General features: G+C 48.9%; 13 protein-coding genes and 1 CRISPR repeat array. Of the genes, 10 read left to right on the top strand and 3 right to left on the bottom strand.

Translation table 11 applies throughout. The annotated features are described in order from the left end of the window. Positions 1-108: 108 nt before the first annotated feature. The gene (locus MESINF_RS06395) at positions 109-246 is read right to left on the bottom strand and encodes a hypothetical protein (protein ID WP_169698557.1); all 138 of its coding nucleotides are present in this window, start codon (positions 244-246) and stop codon (positions 109-111) included. 730 nt (positions 247-976) lie between these two features. On the opposite strand from MESINF_RS06395, the gene MESINF_RS13780 reads away from it, so the two are divergent. The 10 genes from MESINF_RS13780 to MESINF_RS06340 all read left to right on the top strand — a co-directional run bounded on the left by MESINF_RS13780 (position 977) and on the right by MESINF_RS06340 (position 15,267). After that, complete coding sequence (locus MESINF_RS13780) at positions 977-2,071, top strand: transposase (protein WP_408631264.1); 1,095 nt, start codon at positions 977-979, stop codon at positions 2,069-2,071. A 56-nt stretch (positions 2,072-2,127) separates the two neighbouring features. Continuing rightward, positions 2,128-4,209: a CRISPR direct-repeat array (repeat unit 30 nt; unit sequence GTTTCCATCCCACTATGGTTCTCGCTCAAC). A gap of 164 nt (positions 4,210-4,373) precedes the next feature. After that, on the top strand, positions 4,374-5,468 hold the full coding sequence (locus MESINF_RS06380; protein ID WP_169697944.1) for a transposase: 1,095 nt from the start codon (positions 4,374-4,376) through the stop codon (positions 5,466-5,468). 1,239 nt (positions 5,469-6,707) lie between these two features. Next, positions 6,708-8,003, top strand: a complete 1,296-nt coding sequence (locus tag MESINF_RS06375; RefSeq protein WP_169699047.1) for an ABC transporter substrate-binding protein — start codon at positions 6,708-6,710, stop codon at positions 8,001-8,003. Between the two features lie 57 nt (positions 8,004-8,060). Further along, on the top strand, positions 8,061-8,933 hold the full coding sequence (locus MESINF_RS06370) for a carbohydrate ABC transporter permease (RefSeq protein ID WP_169699046.1): 873 nt from the start codon (positions 8,061-8,063) through the stop codon (positions 8,931-8,933). Continuing rightward, complete coding sequence (locus MESINF_RS06365; RefSeq protein ID WP_169699045.1) at positions 8,927-10,222, top strand: carbohydrate ABC transporter permease; 1,296 nt, start codon at positions 8,927-8,929, stop codon at positions 10,220-10,222. Before MESINF_RS06370 ends, MESINF_RS06365 begins: the two co-directional genes overlap by 7 nt. Before the next feature lie 21 nt (positions 10,223-10,243). Continuing rightward, positions 10,244-11,443: a glycosyltransferase family protein gene (locus MESINF_RS06360; RefSeq protein WP_169699044.1), complete on the top strand. Its 1,200-nt coding sequence runs from the start codon at positions 10,244-10,246 to the stop codon at positions 11,441-11,443. Beyond that, positions 11,422-12,243 (top strand): MurR/RpiR family transcriptional regulator, encoded by an 822-nt coding sequence (locus MESINF_RS06355; protein ID WP_169699043.1) that lies wholly within the window; start codon positions 11,422-11,424, stop codon positions 12,241-12,243. Before MESINF_RS06360 ends, MESINF_RS06355 begins: the two co-directional genes overlap by 22 nt. Positions 12,244-13,158: 915 nt before the next feature. Next, positions 13,159-13,362 carry a helix-turn-helix transcriptional regulator gene (locus tag MESINF_RS06350; protein ID WP_169699042.1) on the top strand — a complete coding sequence of 68 codons (204 nt, stop codon included), beginning with the start codon at positions 13,159-13,161 and terminating at the stop codon, positions 13,360-13,362. A 1-nt stretch (position 13,363) separates the two neighbouring features. Further along, entirely contained in the window at positions 13,364-13,993 is a 630-nt protein-coding gene (locus MESINF_RS06345; RefSeq protein WP_169699041.1) for a hypothetical protein, read from the top strand. A 122-nt stretch (positions 13,994-14,115) separates the two neighbouring features. Beyond that, positions 14,116-15,267 (top strand): MFS transporter, encoded by a 1,152-nt coding sequence (locus tag MESINF_RS06340; RefSeq protein ID WP_169699040.1) that lies wholly within the window; start codon positions 14,116-14,118, stop codon positions 15,265-15,267. Positions 15,268-15,326: 59 nt separating this feature from the next. Here MESINF_RS06340 and MESINF_RS06335 read toward each other — a convergent pair whose 3' ends face one another. Beyond that, entirely contained in the window at positions 15,327-16,640 is a 1,314-nt protein-coding gene (locus MESINF_RS06335; protein WP_169699039.1) for an MFS transporter, read from the bottom strand. A 308-nt stretch (positions 16,641-16,948) separates the two neighbouring features. Then, entirely contained in the window at positions 16,949-18,007 is a 1,059-nt protein-coding gene (locus MESINF_RS06330; protein WP_169699038.1) for a uroporphyrinogen decarboxylase family protein, read from the bottom strand. Between the last annotated feature and the right edge of the window lie 11 nt (positions 18,008-18,018).

The following is an 18,018-nucleotide window of genomic DNA, read 5'->3' as shown; positions in this document are numbered from 1 at the left end:
TATGTACCTTGTCTTTAACTGTCTGACCTAAGTCTCTTCACTGTCTTCCGATCACATTTCTTCGATCCTTCTCCCCTTCGCAAGTGATGGAGCCTTTCGACCTCCTCATCACCCCCTTGGCTTATAGCCAAGGTCCCTTCTCCTTTCGGAGAGGTTCTTCACTACTACGGGTTCATCTGCCATCCTCCTGAGCTTTCCCTTAACTTGGATCTCCTCCTTGCTAACGGTTACCCCTTTCGGACTCATGAGGACTTCCCCGGGTAAGATACACCACTTTCATCCGAATCCTGCCATCCGAACCTTTACAGCTGGAGTCAGGGCTTTCCCTTATCTCGCAGGGTTACCCTCTGTAACGGCCATCTCTGGTTCACTTTCGTTCAGTTCCGGACTTTGCCTCGGGCTTCCTTCAGATTCACCGTTACCAGTGACACCCTTGCCTCTGGCTAATGCTTCTTTGACTCCCCACATTCGGGTCTTTCACCCTATAGTTGTGTACCATGCCGGGCGCACGGGATTCTGAGTCAAGCTCAGAATGACGGGAAGGAAGGAAAGACTGTCATCCCGTGGTGTCCCCGTACTGTCATCCCGTAGTGTTCCTATACGGGATCTCGTTCTTACCAGGAACCAACAACGAACAACCAACAACCGCTCTTATCATCCCAATATGGTTCTCGCTCAACTTGTGGCGGTCATAATACTGGTTCTCTGGAAGAACGTTTCCATCCCACTATGGTTCTCGCTCAACCAAGGAATTCGCAAATCTTCCGCTCAATATCCGTCGTTTCCATCCCACTATGGTTCTCGCTCAACAAAAGATGAGAAAAATACCAGAAGACTATATTGCAGTGTTTCCATCCCACTATCTCAACTTATGCACTTTGACTTAACCTAAAGAAGGAAATAGAACAGGGTCATTGAAAAAGGCATGAAATCATCGTATATTCGTGGTGATCAGACCATACGAAAGGATGATTTCATGCCCACAACGAATATATCACAGATTATCTCGAATGTCATCGGTTCAGTTCGCTTCCTACGTATAGAGCAGAGAAGGTTTGTTGAAGGGTATTCCTGTGCCCTCTTCCTGTCCGCTCATAAGAACACCAGCAGACTGGCCCCCTTCTGTTCTTCTTCTCAGTCATCCATCTCGAGAATGTTGAGCTCTCAGTCACTCTCCACAAGAGACCTTTCATACGCGAGAGTAGATTACATCTCTAGATTCCTCCAGGAGTATTCTCTCGAGTTCAAGTACATCATTCTGGACGAGACTGTCATGAAGAGGAGAGGAAAGAGAATCGAGAATCTCGGGAAGTTCTACTCAACCATAGAGAATAAAATCGTGAGTGGTGTCTCTCTCTTGAGCGCTATCGGCTGGGTGAAAGATAAACTCTACTTCCCTCTCTTCTCCTCTTTGAGAGACGAAGAGAATCTCACAGACCAGTTCATTCGAATGCTAGAGAGGATACCTTTCAAAGATACTATCCTCATGATGGATGGAGGAATACTCTGCTCGGAGATATTTCTGAAGGCTATGGAAATGGGGTTCACAGTAATCGGAAGACTCAACCCTGTGATGAATGTTATCTTTCAGGGGCGCAAGCTCCATCTGTCCAAACTGAGAAACAAGACTCGCGGTCTCTCTTCTATCATTGTGAAGATACCCAAATACAACAATGCCACTGTCAAGCTTGTCTTCCATAACACAGACCAAGAGAACAGAATCATCCTCTCAAGCGATACTTCTCTGACCGATTGGGAGATCCTTGAGCATTATAGGAAGAGAAACTACATCGAGACCTACTTCAAAGCAGTCAAGCAGAACTTCGGTCTCAAGGCCCAGGTCTTCTCCTCTACCAGTTTTCAGAAGCATGTCGAACTTGTCCAGCTTGCCTTCACTACATGGATGATCGCCAACTTCTATCGTTCTGTCAAAGACCAGGTCTCTCTCAGGGATTTCCTTGAACTGATCAAATTCGATTACTTCTTCCAATTAGCTCGAAGCTCTTCCGCTAGCGATTCTTCTATCCACTTCCTTCTTCCTCGCTTTGTTAACTCGAAGTGCATAAGTTGAGACTATGGTTCTCGCTCAACGGATAGCTTGAAGTAAAACTCAGCGCGGCACAAAAATGTTTCCATCCCACTATGGTTCTCGCTCAACCGGAGCTTTGGTTATTGGCAGCTCCGAGCAGGCGCGTTTCCATCCCACTATGGTTCTCGCTCAACAAGAAGGCTCCTCGCAGGTGAGCCGTGGGAGAACTTGTTTCCATCCCACTATGGTTCTCGCTCAACTTTCAGCCCGTGAAGTGACAAGGCGGCTCTTGAGCGGGTTTCCATCCCACTATGGTTCTCGCTCAACAAGAGTCTTGCTGGTGAAAGATTCTTGGAAATGCCGTTTCCATCCCACTATGGTTCTCGCTCAACCAATATATGGGCAAAAATAAAACTTGAAGACGAAAAGTTTCCATCCCACTATGGTTCTCGCTCAACCATACCAACAACCGATCACTGGAGCAGAAAGTTCAAGTTTCCATCCCACTATGGTTCTCGCTCAACTAGGAACTCAGCGTGCGAAATTGAAGACTTCCAGCCAAGTTTCCATCCCACTATGGTTCTCGCTCAACGTAACCTATGGCTGGTTGTACTGGAACTGGAAGGGACGTTTCCATCCCACTATGGTTCTCGCTCAACGGAAGAATTGCCCCCGATTGATGTTAAGTTCAATAACGTTTCCATCCCACTATGGTTCTCGCTCAACTATCGGACGGGAAAGAAGCTTTCATAATAAAGTCTATGTTTCCATCCCACTATGGTTCTCGCTCAACTCATGATACCTTGGCTATTATCCCCATTTATAATGGGTTTCCATCCCACTATGGTTCTCGCTCAACTAAGCGTGTTTACGATGCGTTGCGCGGTTCTTTCGCGTTTCCATCCCACTATGGTTCTCGCTCAACATGAATTGAGAATTATCTCGCCTTTCAGGCTCGGGTTTCCATCCCACTATGGTTCTCGCTCAACCACTGAATAGGAGGTACGTGTTGAGGACTCTTGCGTTTCCATCCCACTATGGTTCTCGCTCAACTGCTAACAAACGAATCCACTAGCCAGTGCGGTATCTAATTTCCATCCCACTATGGTTCTCGCTCAACATATAAAATCATGGAGAGATTCTATAACTCCAAAACTATTTCCATCCCACTATGGTTCTCGCTCAACTCGAATTCAAGAACACAAAGTGGCTCGGAGCATACATATTTCCATCCCACTATGGTTCTCGCTCAACCCTGTGCTTGCAAATCCGTTTGTTTCTGGTGGTTCGTTTCCATCCCACTATGGTTCTCGCTCAACCCGTGTTCGACGGGGATAAGTACGGCGGCACATACAAGTTTCCATCCCACTATGGTTCTCGCTCAACTAGAGTAGATGTTGACCTCTTAAAAAAGGAGTATCCGTTTCCATCCCACTATGGTTCTCGCTCAACTCGTACTAATTTGCTCTAAGGGTCAATTGTAATGTTTCCATCCCACTATGGTTCTCGCTCAACGAGACTGCTCTAGCCCAGATAGGGGTTAACATTTAGTTTCCATCCCACTATGGTTCTCGCTCAACCAATTCTGACACGTTAGACATTATCCCCATTTATAAGTTTCCATCCCACTATGGTTCTCGCTCAACTTATATAAAAACTTAAAATATTTAAGTTTTAACTTAGTTTCCATCCCACTATGGTTCTCGCTCAACAAGGCAGAGAAAGAATTATCAGATGAGTTTATTGTCTGTTTCCATCCCACTATGGTTCTCGCTCAACTCGCCCCAAGCCCTCTCAATGTCCGTAACCTTGCACTGTTTCCATCCCACTATGGTTCTCGCTCAACTCGAGGCAACTGGGCAACAGGCAAGCACAATACTTCAGTTTCCATCCCACTATGGTTCTCGCTCAACGAGATGGCACGATGAGAAGTACAGATGAAGGGCAATTAGTTTCCATCCCACTATGGTTCTCGCTCAACTCGGCACGGCAGTAGGTGTTGCACTGGGTCTTATAATGTTTCCATCCCACTATGGTTCTCGCTCAACGCGGACAACAGATATGGAACCACTATATCCATACCGAGTTTCCATCCCACTATGGTTCTCGCTCAACGCAGCCTACAACTTCCCGAAATACCTGAACACAATGTTTCCATCCCACTATGGTTCTCGCTCAACTCTATTCTGCTTATGTACCTCATTGAAAAGAACGCGTTTCCATCCCACTATCTCAACTTATGCATTTTGACTTAACCAAAAGAAGGAAATAGGACAGGGTCATTGAAAAAGGCATGAAATCATCGTATATTCGTGGTGACGAAACCTTACGAAAGGATGATTTCATGCCCACAACGAATATATCACAGATTATCTCGGATGTCATCGGTTCAGTTCGCTTCCTACGTATAGAGCAGAGAAGGTTTGTTGAAGGGTATTCCTGTGCCCTCTTCCTGTCCGCTCATAAGAACACCAGCAGACTGGCCCCCTTCTGTTCTTCTTCTCAGTCATCCATCTCGAGAATGTTGAGCTCTCAGTCACTCTCCACAAGAGACCTTTCATACGCGAGAGTAGATTACATCTCTAGATTCCTCCAGGAGAATTTTCTCGAGTTCAAGTACATCATTCTGGACGAGACTGTCATGAAGAGGAGAGGAAAGAGAATCGAGAATCTCGGGAGCTTCTACTCAACCATAGAGAATAGAATCGTGAGTGGAGTCTCTCTCTTGAGCGCTATAGGCTGGGTGAAAGATAAACTCTACTTCCCTCTCTTCTCCTCTTTGAGAGACGAAGAGAATCTCACAGACCAGTTCATTCGAATGCTCGAGAGAATCCCCTTCAAAGATACTATCCTCATGATGGATGGAGGAATACTCTGCTCGGAGATATTTCTGAAGGCTATGGAAATGGGTTTCACAGTAATCGGAAGACTCAATCCTGTACTGAATGTTATCTTTCAGGGGCGCAAGCTCCATCTGTCCAAATTGAGAGACAAAACTCGCGGTCTCTCTTCTATCATTGTGAAGATACCCAAATACAACAATGCCACTGTCAAGCTTGTCTTTCATAACACAGACCAAGAGAACAGAATCATCCTCTCAAGCGATACTTCTCTGACCGATTGGGAGATCCTTGAGCATTATAGGAAGAGAAACTACATCGAGACCTACTTCAAAGCAGTCAAGCAGAACTTCGGTCTCAAGGCTCAGGTCTTCTCCTCTACCAGTTTTCAGAAGCATGTAGAGCTTGTCCAGCTTGCCTTCACTACATGGATGATCGCCAACTTCTATCGCTCTGTCAAAGACCAGGTCTCTCTCAGGGATTTCCTTGAACTGATCAAATTCGATTACTTCTTCCAATTAGCTCGAAGCTCTTCCGCTAGCGACTCTTCTATCCACTTCCTTCTTCCTCGCTTTGTTAACTCGAAGTGCATAAGTTGAGACTATGGTTCTCGCTCAACAGCCTTTATTACAAAAAATTATACAGGATTACAGGGGGTAAAGTCAAATCGCTCCTGAACCCCGCCCAGCGCCCTCGGTAAAAGGTTTCTTTTAGGAGGAGTCAAGCGGACCAGGGCTGTCCCGGGCATTCTGCCGGTAGCAAATAATGCCATTTACTGAAAGTCGATCGACCTTTTTTCTGTCGGGTCAATGTAAACTGTACAGGAATTATTCAAAATAAGTCTAAAAGCTAGAACAGGAAAGAAAAAGGGACGCAGATGGTATACAATCGCTCCGACGAGATGAAATTACGCTGAAGTTAATGCGTGTCATTAAAGTTCTAAGGGGCATATCGACGAAACTGAATAAACCGATCGGGATACTCCGCAAAATGGAGTTAACCCAAATCGAAGAAACGCAAAGTGATGCGACAATAAGCATAGCGTACGAAGTTCTGAGATTGTTTTTATGAGGATACTTGCGAGAGAGGATCAAACAATAGGTCGGGTGAATGAAAAATGGAAAAAACCGGGTAAAAAGCGAAGCGTGAACAGGGTTTGTGTTAAGGTGTTAACTGAATTTGGGATTATGTAAGAGCGGTTGTTCTTTCCGACGCTTCGCGTACGGGTTCAAGACAGATGAAAGACCGGAGATGCCGGATCGGGTCCGGCATGACGGGAAGGAGGAAAGACCGCGAAAATGGGGACTGACGGGCTCCTCACGTCTGTCCTCGTTTTTCCGAAGACCGGGATCCTGACTGGGAGCACGTCAGGATGACCTGAAAGGAGGAAAGGATGGGTTTTCTCTCCTCTCTCTCTTCCTCTCGAGTCTTTTACCAAGAACCTCGACGCGCAGCGTCGGAACGAGGAACTTGGGCGCAACGCGCCGGAACCGCTCTTCCCAAGTATGAGTTCACGCTCCGGGACGAATGACCAAGGACGTTTTTCGTTCTTCCCGTTCTCTCCTCCCTCTTCCTCTCTCCTCTTCTCAAGTCTTTAACCGAGAACTTGGAGTGGAGAGAAAGAGCTTCGAGAGTTCGCTTCGCTCGCGAGAAGGCGAGGGCGAAAGCGGAATCTGACGTGTCCTAGATTTTCGCGTGGCCGATTTATTCCATTAATCACCTCAGAAGCGCTCTCATCGTCTCTAGACATCTCTCTTCATAGCTCACAGGTTTTTGCCAGCGATCGAGTTCCTGTTATTATTTTGATATGAAAAAATATTCCTTCGGAGGTGGTTAAGGTGAAAAAATTTTTCTTTGTAGCTTTTCTTGTCATTTTCCTGGTGGTCACGGCCAGCGCCAGATTGGTTTACTGGCACACCCAGGAAGAGGAGAGCAGGCAACAGGTTATTGCGCAGATCATGGAATCCTTTGAGATCGAGACAGGCATCAAAGTCGAAGTCGTCGCGATAGAAGAGAACGCGATGTTCTCGAGACTAGCGGCGGCGGCGGCGGCCGGGACTCTGCCCGATGTGATCGAGGCGGGCGCAGAGACTATTCTCGGGCTTGGTGCCGACGGCCTTTTAGACACGGCCATACCGACCAGGTTCATAAGCAATGCCGGCGATTTCTACACCGGCGCTACCAGGTTTGTGATCACACCGGCGGGAAACGAGTATTTCGCCATTCCTTACCACGGATGGGTGCAGGGTATCTGGTACAGAAAAGACTGGTTCGACGCTGCGGGTCTTGAAGCCCCGACGACCTGGGAATCGATAATGACAGCCGCCAAATACTTCCACAAACCCCAGGACGGAATGTACGGCATCGTTCTTGGAAAGTCGAATGACGCTTACGCAGAACAGGTATTCACCATATTTGCCCTTTCGAACGGCGCTCGCATATTCGACAAAGACGGTAACGTAATCATAAATTCACCGCAGATGAAAGAGGTTCTCCAGTACTACAAAGACCTCGGCGCTTATTCCGCTCCAGGACACACCTACTGGAAGCAGGCAAGAGAACTCTATCTCGCCGGCAAGACGCCGATGTTCTTCTATTCCACGTACGTTATGGACGATCTGGCGCTCGCCGAGATCCAGACGACCATAATAAGCGAGTTCGATCCGAACATGGTTAAGAACACCGAGTTCGCTCCATTCATGTCCAACAGCAGGTCTTCCTCGTTCGGGCAGGTCATTTCCCTCGCAGTGACGAAGACCTCGCAAAACAAGCTCGATGTGCTCAAATTCCTCGATTTCATGTTCAAGCCGGAAAATTATATTAAGTACATACACATGGCCCCGGGCGGCATGCTTCCTACCAGATCCTCGATCGCCGAGAGCGAAGCCTTCATGAACGACCCGAAGGGAATTTACAAGAGCTATGGGGCCGAAAAGATAAAATCGATAATCTATGGGCTGGAGAATATCGAGAAGTTCGGATACGTTGAAGGCAGAGTCTTCCCTGAAATGGGAAAGATATCCGGAGCCTTCACGATAGGCAACGGAATAGTAATGATGTTCGACAACAACGCAACGCCCGACGAGGTCCTCACCTTCTGGAGAGATGATATTAGAAAATTGATTGGAAGGTAGTGTCTTCCGGGAAGGCCCCGGTTGATCGGGGCCTTCCTTTTTTGGAGGTCGTTTCCCATGCAAAGTGTTTCCACTATGTTGAAAAATGAAAACAGGCTCGGTTGGAGACTTGTGTCGCCTACGGTCGTTCTTCTTATGGTGCTGATCCTCTACCCGGTCGTCTATAACATTTATATATCCTTTTTCGATTACGGAATAACGAGATCGACTTTCGTGGGGATAGATAACTATTTGCGGGTCCTCAAAGACGGGGCCTTCTGGAAGTCTTTCTTCATAACCATCGGCTTTACGCTCATGACGGTCGGCGGAAGTCTTCTGCTGGGTCTTGGAGTCGCATTGATGCTTAACAAGGAGTTCAAAGGTAGATCGATCGTGAGAACAATAGTTCTTTTACCATATATAACGCCATTGATTTCGATAGTCTTCTCGTGGCAATACATCTTCGACCCGAGTCTCGGCCCCTTCGTCGAGATATTCGGCAGGCAGCTCGGATGGATATCGCCACAGCTTGATCTGCTGAACAACTCGAACAACGCCTTCATCGTGGCCTCTGTTTTCAATATCTGGCGCAATTTTCCCTTCGTCTATCTCATGATCCTCTCAAGATTGCAATCGATTCCCGACGAATACTACGAGGCCGCCGAAATGGACGGGGCGACGCCATGGAAAAAATTCACCAATATCACATTGCCCGAGCTCTACTTCGTTATGGGCGCAGTGGCCTTGATGAGGGGTATCTGGAATTTCTACAAGTTCGATGAGGTGTATCTGATAAGCAAGAAGGCCGGAACGTTGCCGATCTTCATATACGAGAGGGTCATAGGGACAACATCGCCCGAGTTCGGTGTGGCCGCGGCCATCGCGACCGTTCTGATGGTTATAATGCTCGGCCTGATCACTATGTATGTGAAGAAGGTGCTGAAATGGTGAAGAGAGCCTCGCCATTCAAGAAAGCGCTGTTTTTCACCGGTATATTTTTGATATGCTTCTTCATTCTGGTGCCCTTCTATTTCATGATACACGTATCTCTGAAAGCCGACTACGATCCAAACAAGATGAGCTTTTCCGATTTCACCACCAGAAATTACAAGGAGATCTTCGGATTGATTCAAAGCAGCGAGACGGAGTTTTTCGGCGACGAAATAACGCGGGCCAACCTCGAGCCAGTGTTGAAGAAGATCGCCGAGCTGGAGGAGATCACCTCATCCAGAGAAGCGTACATCGAATACGTGCACGACGTGCAGCTCAAAGAGAAGGAGAGAGAACTGAGGGATATAGTCGATCTGGTCATAGACTTCAGCGGAATGAAGGTAGAAGACCGCGAAATCTTCACTCAGAGAGCCATGAAGAGCGGCACCGAAGAGGCGGTCTTGCTGGAAGAGAACATGAAAGCGATCTTTGGCGCCAACGATGTGAAGAAATTCAAAGACCTCAGGAACGAAATCGAGAAGGCGCTGACAGACGAGTCGATAACCGCGGGGCTGGAAAGGGCCAAATCGCAACTCACGGCCTATCAGGCGCAGAAAAACAAGATAATCCAGGAGAAGGCCAGCGAGTTTCCATTCTTGAAGTATCTGGTAAATTCCCTCATGTTCGCCGGCGTGTCGGCCATGATAAGCCTTTTTGTAGCCATTCTGGGAGCCTATGCCTTTTCAAGGCTCCGTTTCAAAGGCAGAGGCATGGTGCAGAGGTCGGTGCTGTTCGTGTATCTGTTCGGAGGTACCGTGATAATGGTCCCGCTTTACCAGATGGCAGTCAAGCTAGGAATTCTCTCCTCGCCTTTGGGTACGAGTGTCTATCTGATTATGGTTTACGTTATCCAGACTCTACCGGTCTCTTTGTACATGCTGGGTAATTACTTCAGGACCATACCCTATTCGATTGAGGAAGCGGCTATTATCGACGGCTGTTCGCGCGTTCAGGCGATTTTCAGGATAGTTATACCCCTTTCACTGCCCGCGATCGCCACAGTTTATATATACGCATTCATGATAGGCTGGAACGAATACTTATTCGCTTCGGCCTTTCTAGGTTTGAAGTCTTACAAAGATCTTTTCACATTGCCTATTGGTCTTAGCATTTTCTCCGGTTCGGCGCACGCGGTGTGGGGAAGGCTGATGGCGGCCTCTGTGGTCTCGGCGATCCCCATAATAATTATATTCAGCCTTATGCAGAAGTATCTCACATCCGGTTTCACCGCTGGAGGAGTCAAAGAATAAAACGGAATGGGAGGTTCTATTTTGTCCGGTTTGAAGAACGATTCATACGATATTGTGGTGGGCATACCCAGTTTCAACAACCGATCCACGATAAAGCACGTCGTCGAAATCGCTTCCAAGGGTCTAAAGGAGTATTTCCCTAAAATGAGAAGCTGCATAGTGAACTCCGACGGGGGCTCCAGTGACGGAACGGAGGGATCCTTTTATTCGGCCAACTCTATGGGCCTGGATCTCCTTTCGTTCAAGTACACGGGAATATCCGGCAAGGGAAGCGCGATGAGATCTATACTGCGACTCGCGAGCCGTCTGGACGCCAGGGCCGTGGTCTTTCTCGATTCCGACCTAAGGAGCGTCGAGCCCTTCTGGATAGAGAGACTGGCCGGTCCGATTATCGATCTGGACGCTTCGTACGTGGCTCCTTATTATATCCGGCATAAATACGACGGAACCATCACCAACAGCATCTGTTATCCTTTAACCACATCGCTTTACGGAAGAAAAGTGCGCCAGCCTATCGGCGGCGACTTCGGCGTTGGCAGAGAGATGATAGACTATTATATGTCGGTACCGGAAGAGACATGGAACTCCGATATATCGAGGTTCGGTATCGATATCTGGATGACGACTTCCGCGATAAACGAGGCCAGTGGAAAGATATACCAGGCCGCTCTCGGGAGCAAGATCCACGACGTAAAAGACCCGGGCAAACAGCTGGGAAACATGTTCAAGGAAGTCGTCGGCACTCTGTTCGATCTGATGGAAAAATACCACCGGAAGTGGGAAGCGGTTTCAGGATACGAAACGGCGCCCGTTTACGGAGATGTGGTTGGGGGAGAGGCCGAACCTTTACAGGTGGATTTGGCCAACATGATGGGAAAATGTTACGATGGCGTCCGGACAAGGCTGGACTTCAGCGAGAGCGTCCTTGGAGGCGAAATCACCCGGAAACTCTCGACCTTCTCTAAGGAGAACGCGATGGTAACCGATGATCTGTGGGTCGAGGTCGTGTACAGAATCTCATCGGCTTACAGGAGGAGAGAACTCAGGAATAAACTGATAGAGCTTCTGGTGCCCGTGTACTTCGCAAGAGTGGCCGATTTCGTCACCAGAACGCTTGAGATGGACCAGGAAGAGGCCGAACGCGAAACCGAGAGACTGCTCGAGAGATTCGTCAACACCAAGGAAGAGTTGAGGAAGATATGGGAGAAGAATACGCGATAAACGGAAAATTGAAAGCTATGCTCAAAGGTCTTAATCCGGCCGAACAGAAGGCCGCCAGATATATCATTGACTTCCCGGACGACGTGATTCACCACTCCATCAGCGAGCTGTCCGTTCTGGCCGGAACAAGTGAGACCACGATCTTCAGGCTTTCGAAAAAACTGGGCTTCGACGGTTACCAGTCCCTCAAGATACAGCTCGCCAGAGAGCTTTCTCTCTCCACTCCTGTCGTGTACGCCGACAAGAACGAGTTGATCTCGGAATTGATCGGCGCGCTCAACCAGCAGAACCAGTTGCTGGACGATAGACAGCTCGACGGAATATCCAGGCGAATCGTAAAAGCGAACAGACTGATATTCTTCGGGGTTGCCTCGAGCGGAATCGTCGCCGAGTTCGGAGCCACGCTCTTCATGAGGGCCGGTTTCTCGACGGCTTACTACACCGATCCGCACCTCCAGATCATGACGGCCGTTTCGCTGAACGAGAGAGATATAGTCTTCGGCATCTCGGCCAGCGGCAATATACGGGACACGGTGAAATCCATCGAGGTCGCCACCGATTCTGGCGCCTACACCATAGCGATAACCGGGGGAGTCGGCTCGAGGATAGTGAACGCGGCGAAAGAGACCATCTACGTCGCCCAGGGCGGTCACGAGACAGGCATACCCCAGCTGCAACCAAGAGTCTGCCAGCTGGTCGTAATTCAGTTGTTGCTGGAAAAAGTTATCAAAATGAGGGACGACACGCTGAAAACTCTTGAAAAAGTCGATAGGACACTGGACAAGAAGAGATATCTGTGATCTCGATTCGCGCGTCCAGGTTCTCGGTTAAAGACTCGAGAAGAGGAGAGAGGAAGAGAGAGGAGAGAACGGGAAGAGCGAAAAACGTCCTTGGTCATTCGTCCCAGAGCGTGAACCCGTCCTTGGAAAGAGCCTAGAGCACGCGCGGAGTACATCAATCCGTCATTCTGAGCTTGACTCAGAATCACGGTTTTCTAAGGAGTGGATCCCGCTCCTTCGAAAGAACGAGAAGAGCGAGATCCCGTATAGGAGCATTACGGGATGACAGTACGGGGACACCACAGGATGACAGCCCCTATGGGTCATCCTGACATGCTCCTGGTCAGGATCCCGGTCTTCGCGAAAAACGGGACAGACGTCAGGAGCCCGTCAGTCCCCATTTTCGAGGTCTTTCCTCCTTCCTGTCATGCCGGACCCACTTGACGTCATTCTGAGCTTGACTCAGAATCACGGTTTTCTAAGGAGTGGATCCCGGTCCTTCGCAAGAGCGAGAAGAACGAGATCACGTATAGGAGCATTACGGGATGACAGTACGGGGACACCACAGGATGACAGCCCCTTTGGGTCATCCTGACATGCTTCTGGTCAGGATCCCGGTCTTCGCGAAAAACGGGACAGACGTCAGGAGCCCGTCAGTCCCCATTTTCGCGGTCTTTCCTCCTTCCTGTCATGCCGGACCCACTTGACGTCATTCTGAGCTTGACTCAGAATCACGTTCTTCCTCCCTTCCCGTCATGCCGGACATGATTTGGCATCCCGGTCCTTCTCGTGAGCGGAGCGAACTCTCCTTTCGCTCACCACGGCTCCTTTTTCTACCTTCCTGTAATGTTGTACCGTAATTTGTTTTCTCGTTCTTATGTACATAATACTTTACATAATGTAAAGTATTATGTACAATAGTCTCAGGTGAAGTATGTGAAAAACAAACTGCGCGAATTCAGGTTCAAGAACGACGAGATAACTCAGGAATCTCTTGCGGAGCTTGTCGGGGTTAGCAGACAGACGATCATCGCGATTGAGAAGGGACGGTTCAATCCTTCTGTCAAACTTGCTCTCAAGATCTCGCATGCGTTGCGTTGCACAGTGGAAGACTTGTTCATTATCGAAGAAGGTGATTGATATGCTTCTAAAGACGTTCATTCTGGTTTTCGACGTGATACTCGTCTCAGTCGCACTTACACTTATCCAGACTGTCAGCCCATGGTTTTCCTTTCTCTTGACCGGACTTTTCCTCTTTCCGATTTTGAGAATGTCAGGTCTGATTGAAGATCTGGATGAAAGAGAAAAAGCCATAGACAATCTTTCTTCGAACATCGCACTTGCCATCGTTTTTCTCCTCGCGATGTTCTACACGGGCATGAGGTACGAGATAGGTACCGACTGTTTCATATCTTTCATTCTCATTCCCTTCGCCGCAAAAGCCATTTTTTCGGCCGGCCTTTCGCTTTCGCGGAAACAGTCGATCTCGATCATAGGCAGGACGGTGGGACTGATATTTATCGGGTTCGCCGTCCTCTCTCACGGTTCTAGCGTGACGACCGCGATTGAGATCATTCCCGGCGTAGCCATCCTGGCCGCCACGGAGCTTTCGAAACGCTGCAAGTATTTCGGACTGAGCTTTTTAGCCTTCATAGCTGTGGCCACACTCGTTTACTGGAACAATTTCGACAGGGTGACTATGGTCATGGTTTATGCGCTTTTTGTGATACCCTTCTCCTTTCTTTTCGTAAGGTCTTTCGGCAAGGAATGAGGAGCTCGCTTCTCCGCAGGGTACAACGCTATTTTTATTCCTTTGCCAGTTAAAGTCTCTCCTTCATATAAACTCCCGCCGCCGGTAATATAATTGCCTTATCGAATGTGAAGGACAGTACAATGCCCGGGATTATTTTATTTGAAGCGTTGATATACGCCTGCCTGGCGACCAAGAACATGTTGAGCCAGTACTTCGATCTGGCAGGTTACTCTTCGGTCCAGGTCGGTTTTCTTATGGCCGTGCTTCCCATCGTGTCGCTCGTGTCAAGCCCTTTCTGGTTCAAACTGGGTTCAAAGATAGGCGAGAGGCGTATCTATTACGTTGTTTCGATCGCCACTGCCTTCCTCATCTGGCCGGTCTTCCTGGCCGGAGATTTCACGACAAACCTTCTGTTCATGCTTGTTTTCTCCTTTTTCTTTTCGGGGATCGTTCCGATCGGAGATTCTTTGATCATGTCCAGAATCAAACTGACAGGCGGTCGATTCGATAGAATAAGGTTGTGCGGAACGGTCGGTTTCGCCGTCACTTCCTTCTGCCTGAGCGTGGTTCTGGGCAGTTCTTTCGTATGGCTTTTCGTGGCAACTTCTCTGGTGGTCTCTCTCTCGGCCATGATAATCGGCCTGAAAGGTGACGGTGCCGGTCCTTCGCGCGGACCGTCGAAGAAGAAAAAGGCCGATGGAACGCTTTTTGAGTACTCGGTAATGACCGCCGGCATGTTCCTGGGCATAACTCTCAACTCGTTCCACAATTCCTTCATACCTCTTCTGACCAGAGAGAGGGGTATGGATGTCTCTACCGTGGGAGTTATTTTCGCGATAACCGCTATATCGGAGATACCTTTTCTTCTTTATGCCGATAGATTGATATCCAGAATCGGGAATCTGGCCGTTCTTGAGATCGGCATGGGTGTGATAGGCGTCAGAATGATACTAATATCCTTCACCACGAGCGTGGTATCCCTGTATCTCGCCGAGACGCTTCATGGACTCACGTATATCCTCATGTACTATTCGCTTTTCGATTACATCCACTTCAGGCTGCCCGAAGAGCATCTGACTTCTGCCCAGAGCGTCTTCTGGGTGGTGAGATCCGGTTTGACCTTCATCGCCGGTTCGATTGGAGGGGGTTTTCTGATCGAAAGGCTTTCGGTGACCATCGCCTTCAGATACTTCGGGGTAGCCGGGATGGCGGCGGCCGGTATCGTATTCTTCATCGGTCTGTTGAAGAGGATCGATTCAAGAGTGAAATACAAAGAGAAAACCGGAGGCTGAAACACTCCGGCTTTTGATGGCGTGGAACGTTGATTAACTTCTCGCGAAAAGCGTTGCCGCTAAAGGCTAGCCCCTTCTTTCACCGCTTCTACGGATTTCTCGACAAGACCCCTCTCGCTGTCGGGGGTCTTCCCATCGAAGAGCTTCGTCATGCCCTTCAAGAGGAATACCAGCGTGAGCAAGGCGTTGCATATGGACGATACAAGTATCAAATAGTGTACCGGCACGCGGTCAACGGCAAAACCGTAGATCGCCGCACCCAGAGGAGTAGCTATCTGAGTGAGGATGGATATTACCGAAAAGATTCGCGACCTGTAATTGGTGGGAACGATTTTTTGGAACAACGTGTTCAAGGGCGTGTTGACGAAAGCGTTGAAAATGCCAGTGACGAGTATGGGAAGTCCAAGAGCGGCGAAGTACCGCCAGCTGGCCCAGCCGAACAGGTCGATGAAGTACGGGAAAAAGAACACGGTCAGAAGAAAGAGTATCAGGGTTTCGGCCGTAAGACCCATCGCGAAGAGGTTGCCCTGTCTCTTCTTCGACAGAAGCGTTCCGAGTATCACGTTTCCGATTAGTACTCCCACTACCCAGCCCGATTGAAGAAAACCGTACTGTTCACTGGTGAACCCCACGATCGTTCTGGCGAAAAACGGAAAGACCACCGAAAAGAAGGGGGATAGAAGGAAGTTCGAAAGCATAGCGAAAACCATAACTAGGATGAGACCGTTGATCTTTCGCATGTAGCCAACACCTTCTACAATATCCTTGAATACGCTCTTCAAGGATATTTTGCCCTTCTCTGTGGTTTGTTGATACCTTATGAAGATCTCGCTGATGGCCGACGCGATGTACGAGGCGCCGTTGAGGATGAGAACCGCCTCTATTCCAAACATTCCGTAAAGTATCCCGCCCAGCACCGGGCCGATTATGTATGATAGGGAGTTTATCGCGCCAAGTATCGAGTTGCCCCTGAGCAGTTTGTCGCTATCTATGATGTCGGGCAACATCGCCGCGGTGGCGGGGTCGAAGGAGATATCGAAAGTGGATATCAAAAGCTGGAAGATGAAAAGAACCGTTATGGTCAAACTATTAGCGCCCGCCAGTGCGGCCATCGCAAGAATCGCCGCCCCGCGCGCGAAGTCCATGTATATCATTATCATTTTTCGATTGAACCGGTCTCCCAGAACTCCCGCGATAGGGCCGAAGAGAATCCTTGGAAGCATGGTTATCACCATGAAAGTCCCCATGATCGTTCCCGAACCGGTAAGATCGAGTATATAAAGCGGGATCGCCAGAGATTGAACGCCACTCCCTATCAAAGACACCAATCTACCAATCGCGTAAAGCCAGAAGTTTCTCCCGAGATCTTTCATACGATCACCTCAGATATATTTCTTAGATGATCCGATAATATCATAATATATATCAATAAATCAAGTCATATATAAATAATTTTTATATTATGGACAATTTTTATAATTTTCAGCTCTTTTTTCCAAATTCAATTAGAGTTTCACAGTTCTCATTGTCGGTCATGTTTGGCATATTTCCTGAAAAAAACCTTCAGTCAGCGTGCTCCGAAAAAACACAGATAAATAACAAGAAGTGCATAATACTCAAATACGACTTAAAAACTTTCAGGGAAGCGGAAATCCGATTCACCGGTGAAGAAGGTTCCGGTTCAGCGGCCATTGAATTCGTTACCGGCCGCAAGCATGGCCAGATAGTTTTTCACAGGTATGTAATTGGCGACCGTGTTACCCGTTCCCAGGGCGTAGCCTCCACCCGGCGCGCACTCTTCCAGCAGTTTCAGGGTGTGTTTTCTTACGCTTTCCGGGTCGGCCTTACAGAGAAAATCGACATCGACGCCCCCGAGAACGGCGATCCGCCAGCCCCATAGCTTTTTTGCCAGAGAGACCGGTGTGATGATATCCTCGAATGAATGCTTGGCATCTATTCCGGTGGCAATTATGTCGTCCATCACGGCGGTCAGATTGCCGCAGCTGTGAAGTATGAAAGGCTTGCCCGCCGTGTGCACGATCCGGGCGATTTCGCTGTACCATGGGAAGACCAGTCTTCTGAGATGCTTGGGCGAGAAGATCGTGGCCGTCTTGTAGCCAAGATCGTCGCCGAAGCAGTACGCCCCCACGCAGTCAAAAGAGGAGATGATTCTCGCCGCGCCCACCAGTACCCTCCCGATTCTTCCGACGAGCTCATCGACCAGCTCCGGTTCTTCGTAAATCGCCAGCGAGAACCTCTCCAGACCGAGGAGCATGCTCGCATGCTCGAAGGGTCCTCCCGCGGCCCCGCCTATGATTTTCATGCCCGAAGGGAGATGTTCCCCGAGTTCTCTGAAGAGTTCGAAATCTAAGGCCTCTTCCGGCTCTGGCCAGTGAGCCTCTTTCAGGTCTTTGAGAGACCGGATCGGACCGTCCTTTTCGTTCACCCATTTTCTTCTGGAACGCCTGTAAAGGGCTGTGTCCTCGCTCTCTATCTGGTAGGCGAGCGGGAAGCGGGGCGTGAGATAGAAAGGCACATAATCGTACCCCAGCTCATAATAGAAACTCACCAGCTGATCGAAGTACTTCCCGCTTTCCCCGGCGGGATCGGCCAGTTTGAAACCCATCACCTCTTCGATTATCTCTCCGTCGGCGAAGAGCTCGAAAAAAGGCACGCGCCTGGGCTCTTTCGCGCGCCCGAGCGCGTCCAGCATGGTCGAAAAATCCGGTCGTTGATGCAAGATAATACCTC

Origin of the sequence: Mesotoga infera (genome assembly GCF_900157305.1) — a bacterium.
Lineage (GTDB): Bacteria > Thermotogota > Thermotogae > Petrotogales > Kosmotogaceae > Mesotoga > Mesotoga infera.
This window is presented reverse-complemented; position numbering and strand designations above follow the sequence as displayed.